This window comes from Methylophilus sp. Leaf408 (assembly GCF_916856905.1).
In the GTDB taxonomy this organism is placed as follows: domain Bacteria; phylum Pseudomonadota; class Gammaproteobacteria; order Burkholderiales; family Methylophilaceae; genus Methylophilus.
Window position 1 is genome coordinate 1,820,994 of sequence record NZ_CAKASK010000001.1, and the last position, 16,902, is coordinate 1,837,895.

Consider the following 16,902-nt stretch of genomic DNA (forward strand, 5'->3'; position numbering starts at 1 on the left):
CATTTTACAGCAAGTCTTAACGGCCTGGCAAAATCTGTGGTGTAAAAACAAAAAAGCAGTCCGCAAGGACTGCTTTTTAATCTGATTACTATCCGGAGATAGTAAGGAGATTAGTTAGTTGCAGCTGGAGCTTCTGCAGCAGGTGCAGCTTCTTCAGTTGTTGCAGCTGGAGCAGCTTCTTCAGTGACTGGCGCTTCGGCAGCAGGCGCTTCAGCAGCTGGAGCAGCTTCTTCAGTGACTGGAGTTTCAGCAGCAGGTGCAGCTTCTTCAGATTTTTTGCCCAACAAAGAAAATACCAATACTGCAGCAACCGCAGCGATGATCCATGGCAGCAATTTGTTACCGCCTTTTGCAGAAGTACTAGCACCATGAGCGATCTTAGTGATTTCTGAAGCAGCAGCAGCAGGATCAGCAGCACCATAGATAGCAGCACCAGCAACAACGATGTCAGCACCAGCGTCAACTACTTGTTTAGTCGTTGCAGCTTTAACACCACCAGCAACAGATACTTTAGCACCTGTTTTCAAGCCTGAAACCAGGCCCAGGTCAGCAAATGGAGTGTGGCCAGCAGCTTGTTGATCCAAACCTGTATGCACGCCAATGATGTGTGCACCCAGTTTAACAACTTCCAAAGTGCGGGCTTTTTTGTCTTTAACGTTGATCAGGTCGATTTGTGCTTCTTTGCCATATTTGTTAGCAGCATCGATTACACCTTTGATCGTACCAGCATCAGCAGTACCCAAAACGGTACAAATGTCAGCACCTGCTTTGTAGAATGGCTCAGCTTCGTAGAAGCCAGCATCCATGGTTTTCAGGTCAACCAAAATCTTGTTGTTAGGGAATTTAGTACGCAATGCTTTCAACAGTTCGATACCGTTATGCTTGATACAAGGTGTACCAATTTCCAGGATATCAACATGTGGCGCTACTTTAGCCGCCAAAGCGATTGTTGCGTCAAAATCCAATGAGTCTAATGCCATCTGGGTTTGTGCCATTTTTCTTCCTCCGAGTTTGCTCTATTTTAAATCCAATGAACTTTTGCGCAGCAATGATGCAAACGCAACCCTCACTGCACATTATGTACAATAGCGTGCATCATAACCGTATTTCAAACAAAATGACAATATTGCGACACATTTTTTTGTACCGCGATAGAATCATTTAAGCGATGTTAGCGGTTAGATTGATGCTGATACTTTGATTTTAGCGACATCAGATACTTAAAAATGATTTCAATGCCTGTATCAATGCGTCAATTTGCATGTTATTCCCTACCGTGATTCGCAAAAAGTCTGCAATTCTGGCAGGTTTTTTGAAATGCCTGACGAGCACGGCATGTTCGCGCAATTTTGCAGCGATTTCTTCACCCGCCTGTTGAGAATGACGTGCAAAGATAAAATTTGCACCTGATGGCAAGATATCAAAGCCCAGTGATTGCATTTGCGTGATTAATTGTTCGCGCGAAGCAATTACCTGTTGTCGTGTTTGCTGGAAATAAGCTTCATCTTGTAAAGCAGCAACTGCTCCGGCTTCAGCGAACCTATCAATAGGATAAGAGTTGAAACTATCTTTCACCCTTATCAAGGCTTCAATCAAATTTGCATCGCCCACAGCGTACCCCACTCTAAGGCCGGCTAATGAGCGGGATTTTGAATATGTATGCGTTACCAACAAATTGGGATAGCTTTTTATTAACGCTACCGCTGATTCAGTGCCAAAATCGACATAAGCTTCATCAACTACAACTACCGAGTCTTTATTGGCTTGCAGTAAACGTTCAATCTCAGCCAAGGGCAGTGGAATGCCTGTTGGCGCATTCGGATTCGGGAAAATAATGCCGCCGTTTGGGCGGGAATAATCGTCAATATCAATTTCAAACTGGTCGTTCAGCGGAACGGTTTCATACTGAATGCCATACAAACCACAATACACCGGATAAAAACTGTAAGTGATATCAGGAAACAGCAACGGCGAATCGTGCTTAAGCAAAGCCTGGAACACATGCGCCAATACTTCATCGGAACCATTACCGACAAATACTTGATTGACTTGCAAGCCATGATATTCAGCAATCGCGGCTTTCATACGGCTGGAATCCGGATCAGGATAAAGGCGCAAGCTATCCGCCGCTTCAGCCTGCAATGCTGCAATCACCTTGGGGCTCGGCCCGTACGGATTCTCGTTGGTGTTCAGCTTGATCAGGTTTTGAATCTTGGGTTGCTCACCTGGCACATAGGGTGTCAGGGTATGCACGATCGGGCTCCACAATTTACTCATCTGCCAGCCTTATTTCAAACGGTACTCAGCGCTGCGTGCGTGCGCTTGCAAGCCTTCGCCGTATGCTAACGTCGCTGCGACCTTACCTAGAGTTTGCGCGCCTTCGCTAGAAACCATAATCAGGCTTGAGCGCTTCTGGAAATCATAAACACCTAATGGAGAACTGAAGCGTGCCGTACGTGAAGTCGGCAACACGTGGTTTGGCCCGGCACAATAATCACCCAGGGCTTCGCAGGTATCACGGCCCATGAAAATGGCACCGGCGTGCTTCACCTTTTTACTATAAGCGAGTGCGTCATCCATTGATAACTCCAAGTGCTCCGGCGCAATGAAGTTACAAATGTCGGCAGCCTCTTCCAAATCTTTTACCTGGATCAATGCACCGCGGTTTTGCAGCGAAGTGCGGATAATTTCCTGACGTGGCATGTCAGTGACTTGCCGCTCTATGCTCGCCTGCACCTGATCCAAAAATTCAGCACTCGGGGAAAGCAGAATTGCTTGTGCCAACTCATCGTGCTCGGCTTGGCTGAACAAATCCATCGCTGTCCAGTCCGGGTTACTTTTACCATCACTGATCACCAGAATCTCTGACGGCCCAGCGACCATATCAATACCGACCACGCCAAATACGCGGCGTTTGGCCGCGGCTACATAAGCATTTCCCGGGCCGACAATTTTATCCACTTGCGGCACCGTCTCTGTACCATAAGCCAGGGCGCCAACCGCTTGCGCACCACCGATACAAAATACGCGAGTCACTCCGCATACGGCTGCGGCCGCCAATACCAATGGATTTTTCTCACCGTTAGGCGTTGGCACCACCATAATCAACTCCTGTACACCGGCCACCTTCGCTGGAATGGCGTTCATCAGCACAGAAGATGGATACGCTGCTTTACCGCCTGGCACATACAAGCCTACGCGATCCAGTGACGTCACTTGCTGACCCAGCAAAGTGCCATCCGGCTCGGTGTATTGCCAGGATTGCACGACTTGTTTCTCGTGGTAGCTACGCACGCGGTTCGCTGCCGTTTGCAATGCTTCACGCTGTTCAGCTGGCAAACCATCTAGCGCAGCTTGCAATTCGGACTGCGGGATTTCCAGTTGCGTCAGGCTATCCGCATTGGTTTTATCAAAACGGTTAGTGTATTCCAGCACCGCGGCATCACCGCGTGCTTTAACATCCTTGAGGATATTGGCAACCACCTGGTCGATGTTATCGTCCTGAGCGGTTTCAAATGCCAGCAAGGCTTTCAACTCGCTCTGGAAATCAGCAGATTGGGTAGATAAACGTTTAATCTTCATATCTTTAAATATGTCGTAATGACATTAGTCTTTCGTGATCGCACTGGCAAAACTGTCGATAATTGGTTGCAACGAAGGGCGACTCACCTTGTAAGAAGCCTGATTTACAACCAGGCGCGAACTGATCGCACCGATCTCCTCCACCGCCTTAAGCTTGTTGGCACGCAAGGTACCACCGGTGCTGACTAAATCCACGATCGCATCCGCCAACCCTACCAAAGGACCCAACTCCATTGAGCCATACAACTTAATCAGGTCGACATGCATGCCTTTGGCGGCAAAATGCTCACGTGCCGTTTTGACATATTTGGTGACCACTTTCAGGCGTGCACCCTGGCGGATACTGGCTTCATAATCAAAGTCTTCGCGCACGGCTACCATCATCTTGCATCTGGCTATATTCAAATCCAGCGGCTGGTACAAGCCTTCACCGCCATGCTCATCCAGCACATCCTTACCGGCAATACCGATATCAGCCGCACCATATTGCACATAGGTTGGCACATCCGTGGCGCGGACAATAATCAATCGCACGTCTTCACGATTGGTTGGCAAGATCAGCTTGCGTGAAGATTCCGGATCTTCCAGTGACTGTATGCCTGCAGCAGTCAGCAATGGTGTGGTTTCTTCAAAAATTCGCCCTTTACTGAGCGCGATAGTAATCATGATTTATTTAACCTGCGTATCATTTAATGTGGACTGTGGGGTTGGTTTAACCTAATTCGACCTGCGGACTTTAGCGCCCAATTGATTGAGCTTTTCTTCCAGCCGTTCGTAACCTCGGTCAAGGTGGTAGATGCGGTCAATCACCGTCTCACCATCTGCCACCAATCCTGCCAGCACCAGTCCTGCAGAGGCACGTAAGTCAGTCGCCATGACATTGGCACCTTCGAGTGCAGAAATACCTTTTACTACTGCGGTATTACCCTGCACTTCAATATTGGCACCCATGCGCTGCAACTCTTGCACATGCATAAAGCGGTTTTCAAAAATGGTTTCCACCACCGTAGATACGCCATCAGCGATGGTATTCATCGCCATAAACTGCGCCTGCATATCTGTAGGGAAAGCCGGATGCGGTGCAGTGCGAATATTAATCGCTTTCAACTGACCGTTACTCCTGACCGTAATACTGTTGGGATCACTGCTGATCTCTGCCCCAGCTTCACGCAGTTTTTCGATGACTGCTTCCAGTAAATCTGGTCGCGCATTTTTCAATGTCACTTCACCGCCGGTCATCGCGGCGGCAACCATGTAAGTGCCCGCTTCAATCCGGTCGCAAACAATGTGGTGCTCGGCACCCGTCAGTCGTTCCACGCCCTCGATGGTGATGGTATCTGTTCCAGCGCCACTGATTTTTGCACCCATCTTGTTCAGGCATTCTGCCAGATCCACCACTTCTGGCTCTTTGGCAGCATTTTCCAACACAGTTGTGCCTTGTGCCAGTGCCGCAGCCATCATCAGATTTTCAGTGCCGGTGACGGTGACCATATCCATATAATAAGTGGCACCCTGCAAGCGGCGATTTGGCAGATGCAATGTGCTGGCCTGGATATAGCCATGCGTAATATGCATGGCAGCGCCCATGGCTTGCAAACCCTTGATATGCAAATCTACCGGACGCGAGCCAATGGCACAGCCGCCTGGCAATGAAACGCGGGCAGTGCCGAAACGTGCCAGCAATGGGCCAAGTACCAGTATAGAGGCACGCATGGTTTTCACCATTTCGTAAGTTGCTTCAAACGAAGCTACATCACTGGCATCCAGCGTAACTCGGTCATTGTCTTTTCCGACGTTCACGCCCATGGTGTCTAGCAACTTAAGCGTAGAAGCTACGTCCCGTAATTCGGGAACACCGGTCAATACCAGCGGCGTTTCAGCCAGTAACCCTGCACATAAAATCGGTAACGCAGCATTCTTTGCGCCGGAAATCACAACTTCGCCGCGCAAAGGCACGCCGCCTTCAATAATCAGTTTGTCCAAGATTATGCTTCCGACAACAGCGTTTGCAACTCACCGCTCTGGTACATGCTACGCATAATGTCGGCACCGCCGATAAACTCACCTTTTACGTACAATTGTGGAATCGTAGGCCAGTTAGCATATTGCTTGATGCCTTCACGGATATCCATGTCCTGCAAAACATCAATGGCGACGAATTCAGCGCCACAGGCATCCAGGATCTGAGTCGCCACATTTGAAAAACCACACTGTGGGAATTTCGGGCTACCTTTCATATACAGCACCACTTTGTTATTGGTTACTGTGTCTTTAATTTTTGCTTGCGCGTCCATATTTTCTCCAATCAATTCCGTTAAAACACCGCTTATGCTTGCTGCATTTGCTGCCACTGTGTCGGCGTATATGTTTGCAAGGCCAGCGCATGAATCTCCGCACGCATACGGTCACCCAATGCGGCGTACACCATTTGATGCTGCTGTACCATGCGTTTACCTTCAAATAAAGAGCTGACGACCACCGCATCAAAATGCGTTCCGTCGTCTCCGTTGACCTTTATATAATCGCATTCCAACCCACTCAGGATATACGATTGCAATTGAGCTGCTGTTAACACAAAACCTCGCTTTTATTTCAATTCGGCCAGGGATCAAATGCAAGGCTTGCGCCTGCTTTACACCTTTGCCTGAGCCAGTTAACTACGTAATTTATAACCGGATTTTAACATCTTTAGGCAACCCCACGCTAATGCCAGCAGAAACACGCCTACAACGCTGACGCTTAGCCATGGCGAGACATCGCCCTGCCCAAAAAACCCGTACCTGAACCCATCAATCATGTAGAAAAACGGGTTAAGTTGCGAGACGGCTTGCCAGAATGGCGGCAAGGAATGGATAGAGTAAAATACCCCGGATAAAAACGTCAGCGGCATAATCACAAAGTTCTGGAAAGCTGCCATCTGGTCAAACTTATCCGCCCAGATACCGGCAATGACACCAAAAGTCCCCAGTAGCGCACTGCCCAGCAAAGCAAATGTAATGATCCACCATGGGTGCACAGTAGGCACATCCACAAAACACAGCGCCACCAGATAAATGCTAAAACCGACTACGAGACCACGAATCATTGACGCCGCCAGGAACGCTACAAAAAATTCCATATAAGTCAGCGGCGTAAGCATCAGGAAGATAATATTGCCCATCACTTTCGACTGGATCAGGCTCGACGAGCTATTAGCAAAAGCATTCTGCAGCAGAGACATCATCATTAGCCCCGGCACCAGAAAAGCCGTGTAGCTGACTTGGTCGTAGACTTTCACATGTGATTCCAGCACATGTGAAAAAATCAGCAGGTACAGCAATGCTGTCATGATAGGTGATGCAATGGTTTGAAAAGCCACCCGCCAGAAGCGCAGCATCTCTTTTTTGAACAAAGTATAGACGCCACGCCTGCGCGAGCTGATATGGTTGTCCAGCCAGTAGAAAGGGTTTAGCCAAGTTAAAAGTGATTTCATTATGCCTGACCTCCATGACTACCCACCAGATTCAGGAACACATCTTCTAAATCCACTTCTTGCAATTGCATATCCTTTACCGTAACTTGCGCCTGGCGCAGGGCAGATAAAATCGTTTCAACCTGTGCAATTTCTGATAAATTGAAAATAACCAAATCTTCCTTCTGGTGCTTGATGAAAGTATGCAGATGCGCCGGCACCGTGCCTTCGAGACGCAATATCAGCTGCTTGGCAGCATGGCTACGTAACAACTGCTGCGTAGTATCCAGTGCCACAATCTTGCCACTCTTCATCATCGCGATGCGCTCACAGAGTGTTTCCGCCTCTTCCAGATAATGCGTGGTCAGGATAATGGTATGGCCCTGCTGGTTAAGCTTCTGGATAAATCCCCAGAGCATTTGGCGCAACTCAACATCGACTCCCGCAGTTGGCTCATCAAGCACGATGACAGGCGGTTTATGTGCAAGTGCCTGCGCAATAAGGGCACGGCGTTTCATACCACCGGACAGTTGACGCATATTGGTATGTGCTTTATCGGTGAGCCCCAAACCTTCAATCACTTCATCCACCCAGGCATCGTTTTCCGGGCCACAGCCAAAATATCCCGCCTGGAAACGCATCATTTCGCGAACATTAAAAAATGGGTCAAACACCAGCTCCTGCGGTACAACGCCTAATGCCATCCGCGCTTGCTGATACGATGTTTGCACATCGTGGCCCATGATGCTGATCTGGCCACTAGTTGGCTTGATCAGACCGGACAGCAGATTGATGAGTGTCGATTTACCGGCACCATTCGGGCCTAACAAAGCGAAGAATTCCCCCGGCTCTATGGTCAGGTCGATGCCACGCAATGCTTCAAACGCACCAAAATGCTTGGTTATTCCTTGAATTTTTACGGCTGCCACCACGGTGTTGCCTTTCACTATCCTAAAAAAACGAAACCCCACCTCTATACAGAGCTGGGGTTTTCTGACTTGAGTGTTTGGTTAATTTAACAAGAAACTATCCACACCATATAACTGCATCAAACTACGCAGGTTGTCAGGCACCCCCACCACCGAGACTGACCCGGCCTGAGCGTGCTCATGATGAAACTGTCGCTGAATCTCGAAGATCAGGCTAACGGCCACCGTATCCACCTCTTCCACTTTGGAAAAATCCAAAGTCAATGGCGGATCAAGGCGTAACTTCTGCAACTGAGCCAAAGCATCATTGATATTATTGATCAACAAATCTCCACTAAAGCTCAATGTATTCTCTTGTTGCGTAATAGTTGCCACGATGACCCTTTGAGATAATTATTTACCAGTAGCGGCTTTGTTTTTTTCAGCCAGTTTTTTGTTCAAACTGTCCAAACCGTTCTGGCGGATTTCTTGTGCGAACTGGCTGCGATAGTTTGTCACCAGGCTGACACTTTCGATCACGATATCGAACACTTTCCAGTCTTCGCCTTTTTTACTCAAAGTGTAGTCGACAGAGATCGGCTCGCCACCTGGTTGCTGAATAGCTGTTTTCACAGTTGCGGTTTCTGCGCCAGCTTCCTGACGGAAAGGCTTGTATTCGATGGTCTGGTTTTTATATTTGGACAAAGCAGTCGCATAAGTACGCAGCAACAGCGTCTTAAACTCAGCCTGGAAAGCTGATTGTTGCTCAGGTGTCGCTTTTGTCCAGTTTTTACCCAAAACTAAACGTGATACTTTATCAAAGTCAAAGTTTGGCAGAATTTTTTCTTCAGCCAAGGCAAAAATCTTTTGCTGGTTGCCAGCCTGGATATCCTTGTCAGACTTGATGACATCAATCACATCGTCCGCAGTTTTCTTCACCAGTTGATCCGGTGCCAAACCCGCAAATGCAACACCAGTTACCAACCACATGGCACAAGCCATCCACCATTTTTTCATCGAATTCCCTTTATCAAGCATTTAAATTACTTACCAATTTTGTCCAATGGACTTGCATCTAACGCATCAGCACCAGTTTCGGTTGATGTCGCAGCGGTATTCGCCGGTTTGTCATCATTTTCAGTGGCTTTGCTATACAAAAACTGACTGATCAATTTTTCCAGGACCACGGCGTCTTGTGTCTGAATAATTTTATCGCCATTTTTCAAGCTGTTTTCATCGCCACCAGCTTCCAGACCTACGTATTGCTCACCCAATAAACCCGCAGTGTAAATATTCGCGAAAGTATCTTTAGGGAAGCTGAAGCGTTTGTCGATGTTGAGACTCACAACGGCTTCATAAGTTTTAGGATCCAGCTTAATTCCTTCAACACGGCCCACCACTACGCCAGCGCTTTTAATTGGCGCACGTGGTTTAAGACCACCAATATTCTCAAAGTTCGCCGTGACCATATAAGTTTCACCAATATTAGTGGTCGTCAGGTTGCCTACTTTCATGGCCAGTCCCAGCAAAGCTGCAAAACCCATTGCCACAAAAATCCCCACCCATAAATCAATTGTTGTTTTTTCCATTGCTGCTCCTCACGAATGCTCTTGATCTAGTATTTTTCTAGCCAAGCATGAACGCCGTTAATATAAAATCCAGTGCCAATACTGCCAGTGACGATGTGACCACCGTACGTGTCGTTGCCCGGCTGACGCCTTCTGCCGTTGGCGGAGCGTCGTAGCCTTCAAACAAGGCAATCATCGTACATGCCACACCAAATACCACGCTTTTGAAAACGCCATTCAGAATGTCATATTCCCAATCTACGTTGGCCTGCATCTGCGACCAGAAAGAACCGGCATCCACGCCGATCAAGGGCACGGCAACCATATAGCCACCAAGAATACCCATCATGGTAAATAACGTGGCAAGGATAGGCATGGCGATCACTCCCGCCCAGAATCTGGGGGCGATCACGCGCGCAATCGGGCTGACCGCCATCATCTCCATTGCAGAAAGCTGCTCAGTCGCTTTCATTAAGCCGATTTCAGCCGTAATGGCAGTACCGGCGCGACCGGCGAATAGCAGTGCAGTCACCACCGGGCCAAGTTCACGCACCAAAGCCAGTGCAACCAATACACCGATGGCTTCTGATGAACCGTATTTTTGCAGTGTGTGGTAGCCTTGCAAAGCCAGCACCATACCGACGAAGAATGCCGATACCAGAATGATGATTAGCGACAACACGCCGGTGAAATAGACTTCGCGTATCGTTAAGCGGAACCGGCGGAAACTTTCCCCGGAAGAAACCAGTGTTAACCCAAACAGTCTGGCACCAGCGCCAAACCGCCACATCTTGTTAATAAAGCCTGCGCCAAGATTCTTGAGCAGCCGTTCGATCTTACGCATTAACGTGCCCCTCTCAACAAACTGGCATGATATTCAGGCGCCGCGTAGTGGAATGGTACCGGACCATCTTTTTCGCCATGCACAAACTGGTGTACAAACGGCATTTCGGACTTGCGCAAATCTTCAGGCGTACCTTCAGCGGCAACGACGCCATTGGCCACAAAATATACATAGTCCGCAAACTGGAAGGTTTCTTCCACATCATGCGTGACGATGATAGAAGTTGCGCCCAAGGCATCATTAAGGCTGCGGATCAAATCACAGATCACTGCCATCGAAATCGGATCCAGTCCGGCAAAGGGCTCGTCATACATGATAATGCTGGGATCCAGCGCAATCGCCCTGGCCAAAGCCACACGTCGCGCCATCCCGCCAGACAACTCTGTCGGGCGTAACGCATGCGCGCCGCGCAAGCCCACGGCATTCAGCTTCATCAGTACCAGGTCGCGAATCATGCTTTCCGGTAAATCGGTATGTTCACGAATCGGAAATGCGACATTTTCAAACACGGACAAATCGGTGAACAGAGCCCCATGCTGAAACAGCATGCCCATTTTCCTGCGCAAACGGTAAATACCGTCACGGTCTTGTTTGTGTACTATTTCGCCACTTACTTGCACCTCACCTTTGGTCGGTTTAAGTTGACCGCCTATCAGGCGCAACAAAGTGGTTTTACCACTACCGCTACCTCCCATAATCGCAATCACCTTACCTTTAGGAAAGGTCATATTGATGCCGTGATGCAGCAATTTACCTTTGTAACCAAAGGAAAGATCTTTTATTTCTACGATTGATTGGGCCATGTGGTTGGATTCTTTTGCAAGCGGCTCTCATTCTAAATCAGAAACCGTTGAGAATTCTGTATGTAAAACGTATAAAACAAAAAGCCCGTAAAACAGGCTTTTTGCGTTAAAGATGTGTTGTATTCTACACTAAAAACTCATGCAAACTAAGTAGGGCGTGGCTGGTTGCGGTGTTGCCTCACCCACTCCTTGTGTACCATTGACCAATATCCTCATCACGCCAGTATTACCGGCACCATCATCCAGCATGGTGTCGAGCTGAGTGGCATATCTGCCAAGAATTCCGTCCGAACACATGGCATGCGCGCTGTTAAAAGTATTCGCGCTGACCGCACCTAAAGCATCAACACTAGTGACACCCACCCTGCCACCTTCACTGTTGCGCGGAATATATTGCGTACTGCCCGTGTCAGTAGCACCAGTGGCCAATCCACCTAAGCGCAAATGTTGCCACAACAAGAAAGACTCATCAGTGGCAGTATCCGAATTCCAGGCGCCTTGTATCAAACCGTTTTGTGTTTGACCGGCAGTGGTGGCGCTAGTACCGCCATTTAAATGGGTGCCGGCGGCATGATCATCACCCGGCAAAACGCGAAACCGGTCCTGGTAGCCATAAAAGTAAGTTGGGATATTCCTGAAATCGCTAGCCAGACTCTTCACTTTTGCATTGGCGATTAACTCCTGCCCACGCATCACGCCTGCCAGCAACAAACCTGCAATTACCAGAACAATTGCCAATTCAATCAAACTAAACCCGTGTTGCCTCTTCATTTGAATTCTCCTGTCATTTATTTTTAAAAGCATTTATATGCTGAATCGAGCTTTCATAAACGATTCAACGCTCAAAATATTAACATTTATTAAATAAAATAAACATTAGTTAATTTTAAGCTTTGCTTTTTTGGAGTATTCAAACAAAAAGGGCAAGCGTTCACGCCTGCCCTTCTTTAGAATTACTTTTTAAAATTTTATCTTTGATAAGTTTTCTATCCCCAAACTTTCACACTATAAAGTGCCGTATGAATGCAATCCACTCAGGAACATATTCACACCAAGGAAAGCAAAGGTTGTAACCAGCAAGCCAACCAACGCCCACCAGGCCAATACGGTTCCGCGCAAGCCTTTCATCAGGCGCAAGTGTAACCAGGCTGCATAGTTAAGCCAGACGATTAGCGCCCAAGTCTCTTTGGGATCCCAGGACCAATAACCGCCCCAGGCCTCTGCCGCCCACATCGCACCCAGAATAGTGGCAATGGTAAAGAAGGCAAAGCCGATGGCAATCGCTTTGTACATCAGGTCATCCAGCACGTGAAGTGCAGGTAAACGGCTGGCCAGCACACCCTTTTTAACCAGCAAATAAGCGCCCGCAACCATGGCTGCTAATGAGAAAGCACCGTAACCGATAAAATTAGCCGGGACGTGGATTTTCATCCAGTAACTTTGTAATGCCGGCACCAAAGGCTGGATTTCATTCGCATGACGATCAAAGGTATACCAGAGGATAAAACCAACGGCGGCGTTGATCACCACCAGCACAAAACCACCCAGCTGACGGGTTTTGAATAGCTGCTCATAATGCAAATAAAGCAAGGCAGTAATCAGGCAAAACAGGATAAATACTTCGTACAAATTGCTGATAGGTATATGGCCAATATCAGGTGCGATCAAATAAGACTCATACCAGCGCACCATCAGCCCGACAAAGCCAAACAAGGTTGCCGACCAGGTTAAGGCCGAAGCCACTTTTGCAGTAAATTCCGAGCGCTGAAACAGTGCCAGCCAGTAAGTCACCATTGCGAGTACGAACAATACATTCATCCACATCACTGCCGATTGGCTGGAAAGCAAGAACTTGAGCAGGAAACGTTGTCCGCCATTCGCAAGGTCACCCTGATAAGTGTAAACACCCAGCAAACTGATAATCGCAACACCAAGTACCAGCCTGGCAATCGCCGACCAGCGCCAGCCCAGGTAGCTGAAAACGCCAACAGCTCCAAACAAGAAGCCAACCTCGTAAATATCCATGTAGCCAGCGTAACGCTGGTAAGAAAACAATCCGCCTGCCAGTAACAACAACGCGTATAACCAGTCATACGTGGTCAGCGTTTGCCAGAACGAAGGTTGTTTAGTCCATGATGGTGATGTGTTCATCGCATTCCCCTTTATGTACGGACAAGCAGTTAAGCCGCCTGCCCTGTTTGCAACAACGTGGTAAGTTGCTGTTGCATGCGTGCAAAATCCTGGTCCAGATCCATATTTTTACGGTTGGATGACATTGCCAGCAAAACTTCTTGCTGTGTTGGTTTGATTAGTAACCAGACACGTCGTTCCCTGATATAAAACATAGAAAAAATACCCAGTACCAGCATCACAGAGCCCAGATATACCCAATTCTGCCCCGGCGAACGCGTCAACTGAAAACCACTTGCCTGTTTAAGCGTGTAATCTTTTAACTGGAAATAATAAGGTGTGCCATAGAAAAACAGGTCGTTCATGGCATTTAAACTATCTTGAACAAATATCGCGGTCGCTTGATCTTGTGGCGCCGGCGCCAGATTTCGCTGCGCACGGCTGATCTGGTAAGCCTGCAATGCAGCCGTATTCAATAATTTCAAATAAGTTTGCGCAGCTTGTTCGCGCTGGTCTTTAGGTACTGCTTTCTCAATAATATTAGAAAGCTCACTGTAGCCACCGCGTTTGAACGTAAGCAACAACTGCTGCAAGCTTTGCTCAAACTGCACTTTCAACTGCGCATTGCCACTAGGCATCTGCTTCGCCACCTGGCTGGCAATGTCGCGGATTGATTGCTCATTACGCATGGTCTGGCGCAAAGCCATAAAACCGGTGATTTCAAGTTCATCATCTGCCGGCACCCGCAAATACTTGAATTCATCCTGAACGGTTTCGCGCATACCGGAAACAAAATAGGCACGACCGTCCAGTTGCAATGGCTGCATGTAATTCACATACTCGCGAGCTTGGCCGCTGGCATTACGTAACTTCAAGGTGGTATTCGGCCCGACATTATGTGGCTTGCCTTTACCATCTTTGGATAAATTCAGGATATTAAACTGGCGGAACTCGTTGAATTCCACACTCAGTTTATCCGCCCCTTCTCCCAGTGACCCTTTTTGCAGGATCACGCCATCCACATCAAAACTATCCTGATTAGCTACCGCCAGATTCCACAGTTTGAATTTGAGTTGCGAACCGCCATCCTGAAAATCGGACTGATAAATGGCAATCCCTTTATGAATATATGGGTGATTGACTCGTACAGTCGCTTCAATCGGCTTGGTCAGCTCCGGGTCAGTAATGACAATATCGCTCTCAAACGATTTCGGCATGCCGGTAGGATAATGTTCAATGCGGAAATCTTTCAGTGCTACGGTGAATGGCAAATCCTGCACCAGGTAACCATCACGTATGCGCACAAAAGCCACATTATCGCGCTCTCCTTCAGGCAAGGTCATGTTGGCACGAAACGACAGATTATTCACACCCAGCCGACTTTCTTCAGGTACTTTGCGCGAAGCGATATCCCGCGTTTCAATTTTCTTGAACCCCAGTAGTTCCTGCACTTTTAAAGGCAAATTGCCATCCAGCAAACCACCAAAACAAATCACGACAATTGCGGTATGCGTAAAAATATAGCCCAGGCGCTGATGCGTACCCAAGCGTGCCGCCATCAGCACATCACCGTTATCCTGTTGCCTGCTTTTAAAGGTATAGCGCTCAGCGGATAAAAAATCACTCAGTCTTGATTGCGTCTCTGCAACAGGTTGCGCAGCAGTTAAACTCGTCTGGTGGCTAAACAAGCGCAAGGATTTCTCGGTAGCATTTTCCTTGTAGGCTTTCCACTCCTTGAGCATCACCGGTGTATTGCGAAAAACGCACAGCGTGGTCGAAATCACCAGAAACAATAAAATCAGCAAAAACCAGGCTGCATGGTAAACATCCAGCAGGCCCAGTAACTCAAACAGCTCAAACCAGAACTGGCCGAACTTGATGATGTAGTTTTGATAAGGCTCGTTTTGCTTAAGAACAGTACCAATAATCGAAGCCACGCCGAGCAATGTCAGCAAGCTCACGGCAAAGCGCATGGAACTCATCAGTTCGTAAATACGCTGGGATAAAGGAACGGACGCTTTCAATATACTCTCTTCAGGTTTGGCTTAGGTGATTAGCAGAGGGAAATTATGACGTACAACGTTGCACCCGCATGGGTGGACGACATTGCCGATAAAAGGTTGCATGATTGCTTACGTTTTTGCAAAACCCGATCTGCCAGCATTTAGCAAAAAAGGTGGCCGTGGCCACCTTTATCCATCTTGCGCAGATTAACGCAGACCTTGAATGTAATCTGCCACAGCCTGCATTTCAGCATCACTCATTTTGGCAGCAATCGTCATCATCATCGGCGCATTGGCACGCTCACCGGTGCGGAAAGTGCGCAACTGCTGCACGGTGTAATCGGTATGCTGGCCTGCCAGGCGCGGGAACTGTTTAGGCAAACCGGCACCAGTCACACCATGGCAAGCCGCACAGGCCGGCACTTTATTCGCCGCGATACCGCCACGGTAAATTTTCTCACCAAGTGAGCCCTTACCGTTTTCTTTCGCTTTCGCCAGCTTGATGCTTTGATTGGAGAAGTATTTAGCAATACCTTCCATGTCTTCCTGGCTCAAGGCACTTGCCATGCCAGACATCACCGCGTTAGCACGCGAGCCATCTTTAAAGTTAGACAATTGCTTGACTAAATACTCGGGATGCTGACCCGCCAGTTTCGGGTTGGTCGTAATCACGCTATTGCCGTCTGCGCCATGACAGGCAGCGCACACATTTTGCACCACTTTATCCGGACTATTCACTTCAGGTGCGGCTTCGGTAGTAGCCGCTTCTTCCGCAAATGCAGGCTGAATGGCTATAGTCATACTAATCGCCAGCAGTGCACACAATCCTGCTTTAAAACTCTTCAACATAATTCAATGCCCCAACATTTTATTTGGCGCCATTTTATCAAACAAACCCTGTTCGTGATAGCATTCATGGCTGAATAGTCCATAAAACCTTGAGGCAACTCAACCCCACCATGCCAGTTTTCCAAAACGCCCGCTTTCACATCTCGGCACATCATTTACGTGACCTCCCGCCTGCAAGCGGCATTGAAGTTGCATTTGCGGGACGCTCGAACGCCGGAAAATCCAGCGCACTGAATACATTGGCTAACCATAATCGCCTGGCATTTGTCAGTAAACAACCTGGCCGTACACAATTAATAAACTTCTTCACGCTTGGTGATGACAAGCACCTGGTGGATTTACCTGGCTACGGCTATGCGAAAGTGCCGGAAGCCATGCGCACGCACTGGCAAAATGTACTTTCCCGTTACCTGAGCGAACGCAGAAGCCTTGCCGGTTTGGTATTGGTGATGGATAGCCGCCATCCACTGACGCCGCTGGATAAACAAATGCTGGACTGGTTTTGCCCGACCGGCAAACCGGTGCATGTGTTGCTGACCAAAAGTGACAAACTGTCACGCGGCGAATCAACCATCACCTTGAATAAAGTGCGCAAGGAACTTAAAGACACCTGGGGTGAAGAAATCAGCGTGCAATTATTTTCCAGCCTGAAAAAACAAGGTGTGGATGAAGCAGAAAAAGTGTTGGGAGAATGGTTTTCAACTGCTGAAACAGACCCCGCAGCAGAACAACCTTTACCTGATTAGAAGCTGCAGTTTCCAACA

The 16,902-nt window shown here is 48.1% G+C and carries 19 protein-coding genes; 1 reads left to right on the top strand and 18 read right to left on the bottom strand.

What is annotated here, in order from left to right; translation table 11 throughout:
- Positions 1 to 110: 110 nt before the first annotated feature.
- The 18 genes from hxlA to LPA26_RS08680 form a co-directional block, all read right to left on the bottom strand.
- Complete coding sequence (gene hxlA / locus LPA26_RS08595) at positions 111 to 995, bottom strand: 3-hexulose-6-phosphate synthase (protein ID WP_229007992.1); 885 nt, start codon at positions 993 to 995, stop codon at positions 111 to 113.
- Positions 996 to 1,212: 217 nt separating this feature from the next.
- A complete protein-coding gene (gene hisC, locus LPA26_RS08600) occupies positions 1,213 to 2,277 on the bottom strand; it encodes a histidinol-phosphate transaminase (protein ID WP_229007993.1) in 1,065 nt (354 codons plus the stop codon).
- 9 nt (positions 2,278 to 2,286) lie between these two features.
- A complete protein-coding gene (gene hisD / locus LPA26_RS08605; RefSeq protein WP_229007994.1) occupies positions 2,287 to 3,582 on the bottom strand; it encodes a histidinol dehydrogenase in 1,296 nt (431 codons plus the stop codon).
- Between the two features lie 24 nt (positions 3,583 to 3,606).
- Positions 3,607 to 4,248, bottom strand: a complete 642-nt coding sequence (gene hisG, locus LPA26_RS08610; RefSeq protein WP_229007995.1) for an ATP phosphoribosyltransferase — start codon at positions 4,246 to 4,248, stop codon at positions 3,607 to 3,609.
- Between the two features lie 51 nt (positions 4,249 to 4,299).
- Entirely contained in the window at positions 4,300 to 5,565 is a 1,266-nt protein-coding gene (gene murA, locus LPA26_RS08615) for a UDP-N-acetylglucosamine 1-carboxyvinyltransferase (RefSeq protein WP_229007996.1), read from the bottom strand.
- A gap of 2 nt (positions 5,566 to 5,567) precedes the next feature.
- Positions 5,568 to 5,876, bottom strand: coding sequence for a Grx4 family monothiol glutaredoxin (gene grxD, locus LPA26_RS08620; protein WP_055868977.1), 309 nt, complete (start codon positions 5,874 to 5,876; stop codon positions 5,568 to 5,570).
- 32 nt (positions 5,877 to 5,908) lie between these two features.
- Entirely contained in the window at positions 5,909 to 6,157 is a 249-nt protein-coding gene (locus LPA26_RS08625; RefSeq protein ID WP_055830088.1) for a BolA family protein, read from the bottom strand.
- Between the two features lie 78 nt (positions 6,158 to 6,235).
- The gene (locus tag LPA26_RS08630; protein ID WP_055868976.1) at positions 6,236 to 7,054 is read right to left on the bottom strand and encodes an ABC transporter permease; all 819 of its coding nucleotides are present in this window, start codon (positions 7,052 to 7,054) and stop codon (positions 6,236 to 6,238) included.
- On the bottom strand, positions 7,054 to 7,965 hold the full coding sequence (locus LPA26_RS08635; protein WP_200934441.1) for an ABC transporter ATP-binding protein: 912 nt from the start codon (positions 7,963 to 7,965) through the stop codon (positions 7,054 to 7,056). Before LPA26_RS08635 ends, LPA26_RS08630 begins: the two co-directional genes overlap by 1 nt.
- A 78-nt stretch (positions 7,966 to 8,043) precedes the next feature.
- Positions 8,044 to 8,337, bottom strand: coding sequence for a lipid asymmetry maintenance protein MlaB (locus LPA26_RS08640; protein WP_088178521.1), 294 nt, complete (start codon positions 8,335 to 8,337; stop codon positions 8,044 to 8,046).
- An 18-nt stretch (positions 8,338 to 8,355) separates the two neighbouring features.
- On the bottom strand, positions 8,356 to 8,958 hold the full coding sequence (locus tag LPA26_RS08645; protein ID WP_200934442.1) for a phospholipid-binding protein MlaC: 603 nt from the start codon (positions 8,956 to 8,958) through the stop codon (positions 8,356 to 8,358).
- 26 nt (positions 8,959 to 8,984) lie between these two features.
- Positions 8,985 to 9,530 carry an outer membrane lipid asymmetry maintenance protein MlaD gene (mlaD, locus tag LPA26_RS08650; RefSeq protein ID WP_055830103.1) on the bottom strand — a complete coding sequence of 182 codons (546 nt, stop codon included), beginning with the start codon at positions 9,528 to 9,530 and terminating at the stop codon, positions 8,985 to 8,987.
- Positions 9,531 to 9,567: 37 nt separating this feature from the next.
- Positions 9,568 to 10,353: a lipid asymmetry maintenance ABC transporter permease subunit MlaE gene (gene mlaE / locus LPA26_RS08655; protein ID WP_055868975.1), complete on the bottom strand. Its 786-nt coding sequence runs from the start codon at positions 10,351 to 10,353 to the stop codon at positions 9,568 to 9,570.
- A complete protein-coding gene (locus LPA26_RS08660; protein ID WP_055830106.1) occupies positions 10,353 to 11,156 on the bottom strand; it encodes an ABC transporter ATP-binding protein in 804 nt (267 codons plus the stop codon). The genes mlaE and LPA26_RS08660 overlap by 1 nt, the downstream gene beginning before the upstream one ends.
- Positions 11,157 to 11,285: 129 nt before the next feature.
- A complete protein-coding gene (locus tag LPA26_RS08665; protein ID WP_055830107.1) occupies positions 11,286 to 11,927 on the bottom strand; it encodes a type II secretion system protein in 642 nt (213 codons plus the stop codon).
- A gap of 234 nt (positions 11,928 to 12,161) precedes the next feature.
- On the bottom strand, positions 12,162 to 13,307 hold the full coding sequence (gene ccsB, locus LPA26_RS08670; RefSeq protein ID WP_229007997.1) for a c-type cytochrome biogenesis protein CcsB: 1,146 nt from the start codon (positions 13,305 to 13,307) through the stop codon (positions 12,162 to 12,164).
- A gap of 29 nt (positions 13,308 to 13,336) precedes the next feature.
- Positions 13,337 to 15,259, bottom strand: coding sequence for a cytochrome c biogenesis protein ResB (locus tag LPA26_RS08675; protein WP_229008347.1), 1,923 nt, complete (start codon positions 15,257 to 15,259; stop codon positions 13,337 to 13,339).
- 237 nt (positions 15,260 to 15,496) lie between these two features.
- Positions 15,497 to 16,090 (bottom strand): cytochrome c, encoded by a 594-nt coding sequence (locus LPA26_RS08680; RefSeq protein ID WP_369814165.1) that lies wholly within the window; start codon positions 16,088 to 16,090, stop codon positions 15,497 to 15,499.
- A gap of 158 nt (positions 16,091 to 16,248) precedes the next feature.
- Between LPA26_RS08680 and yihA the strand changes: the two genes are divergently transcribed.
- Entirely contained in the window at positions 16,249 to 16,884 is a 636-nt protein-coding gene (yihA, locus tag LPA26_RS08685) for a ribosome biogenesis GTP-binding protein YihA/YsxC (RefSeq protein ID WP_055830110.1), read from the top strand.
- Positions 16,885 to 16,902 lie beyond the last annotated feature (18 nt).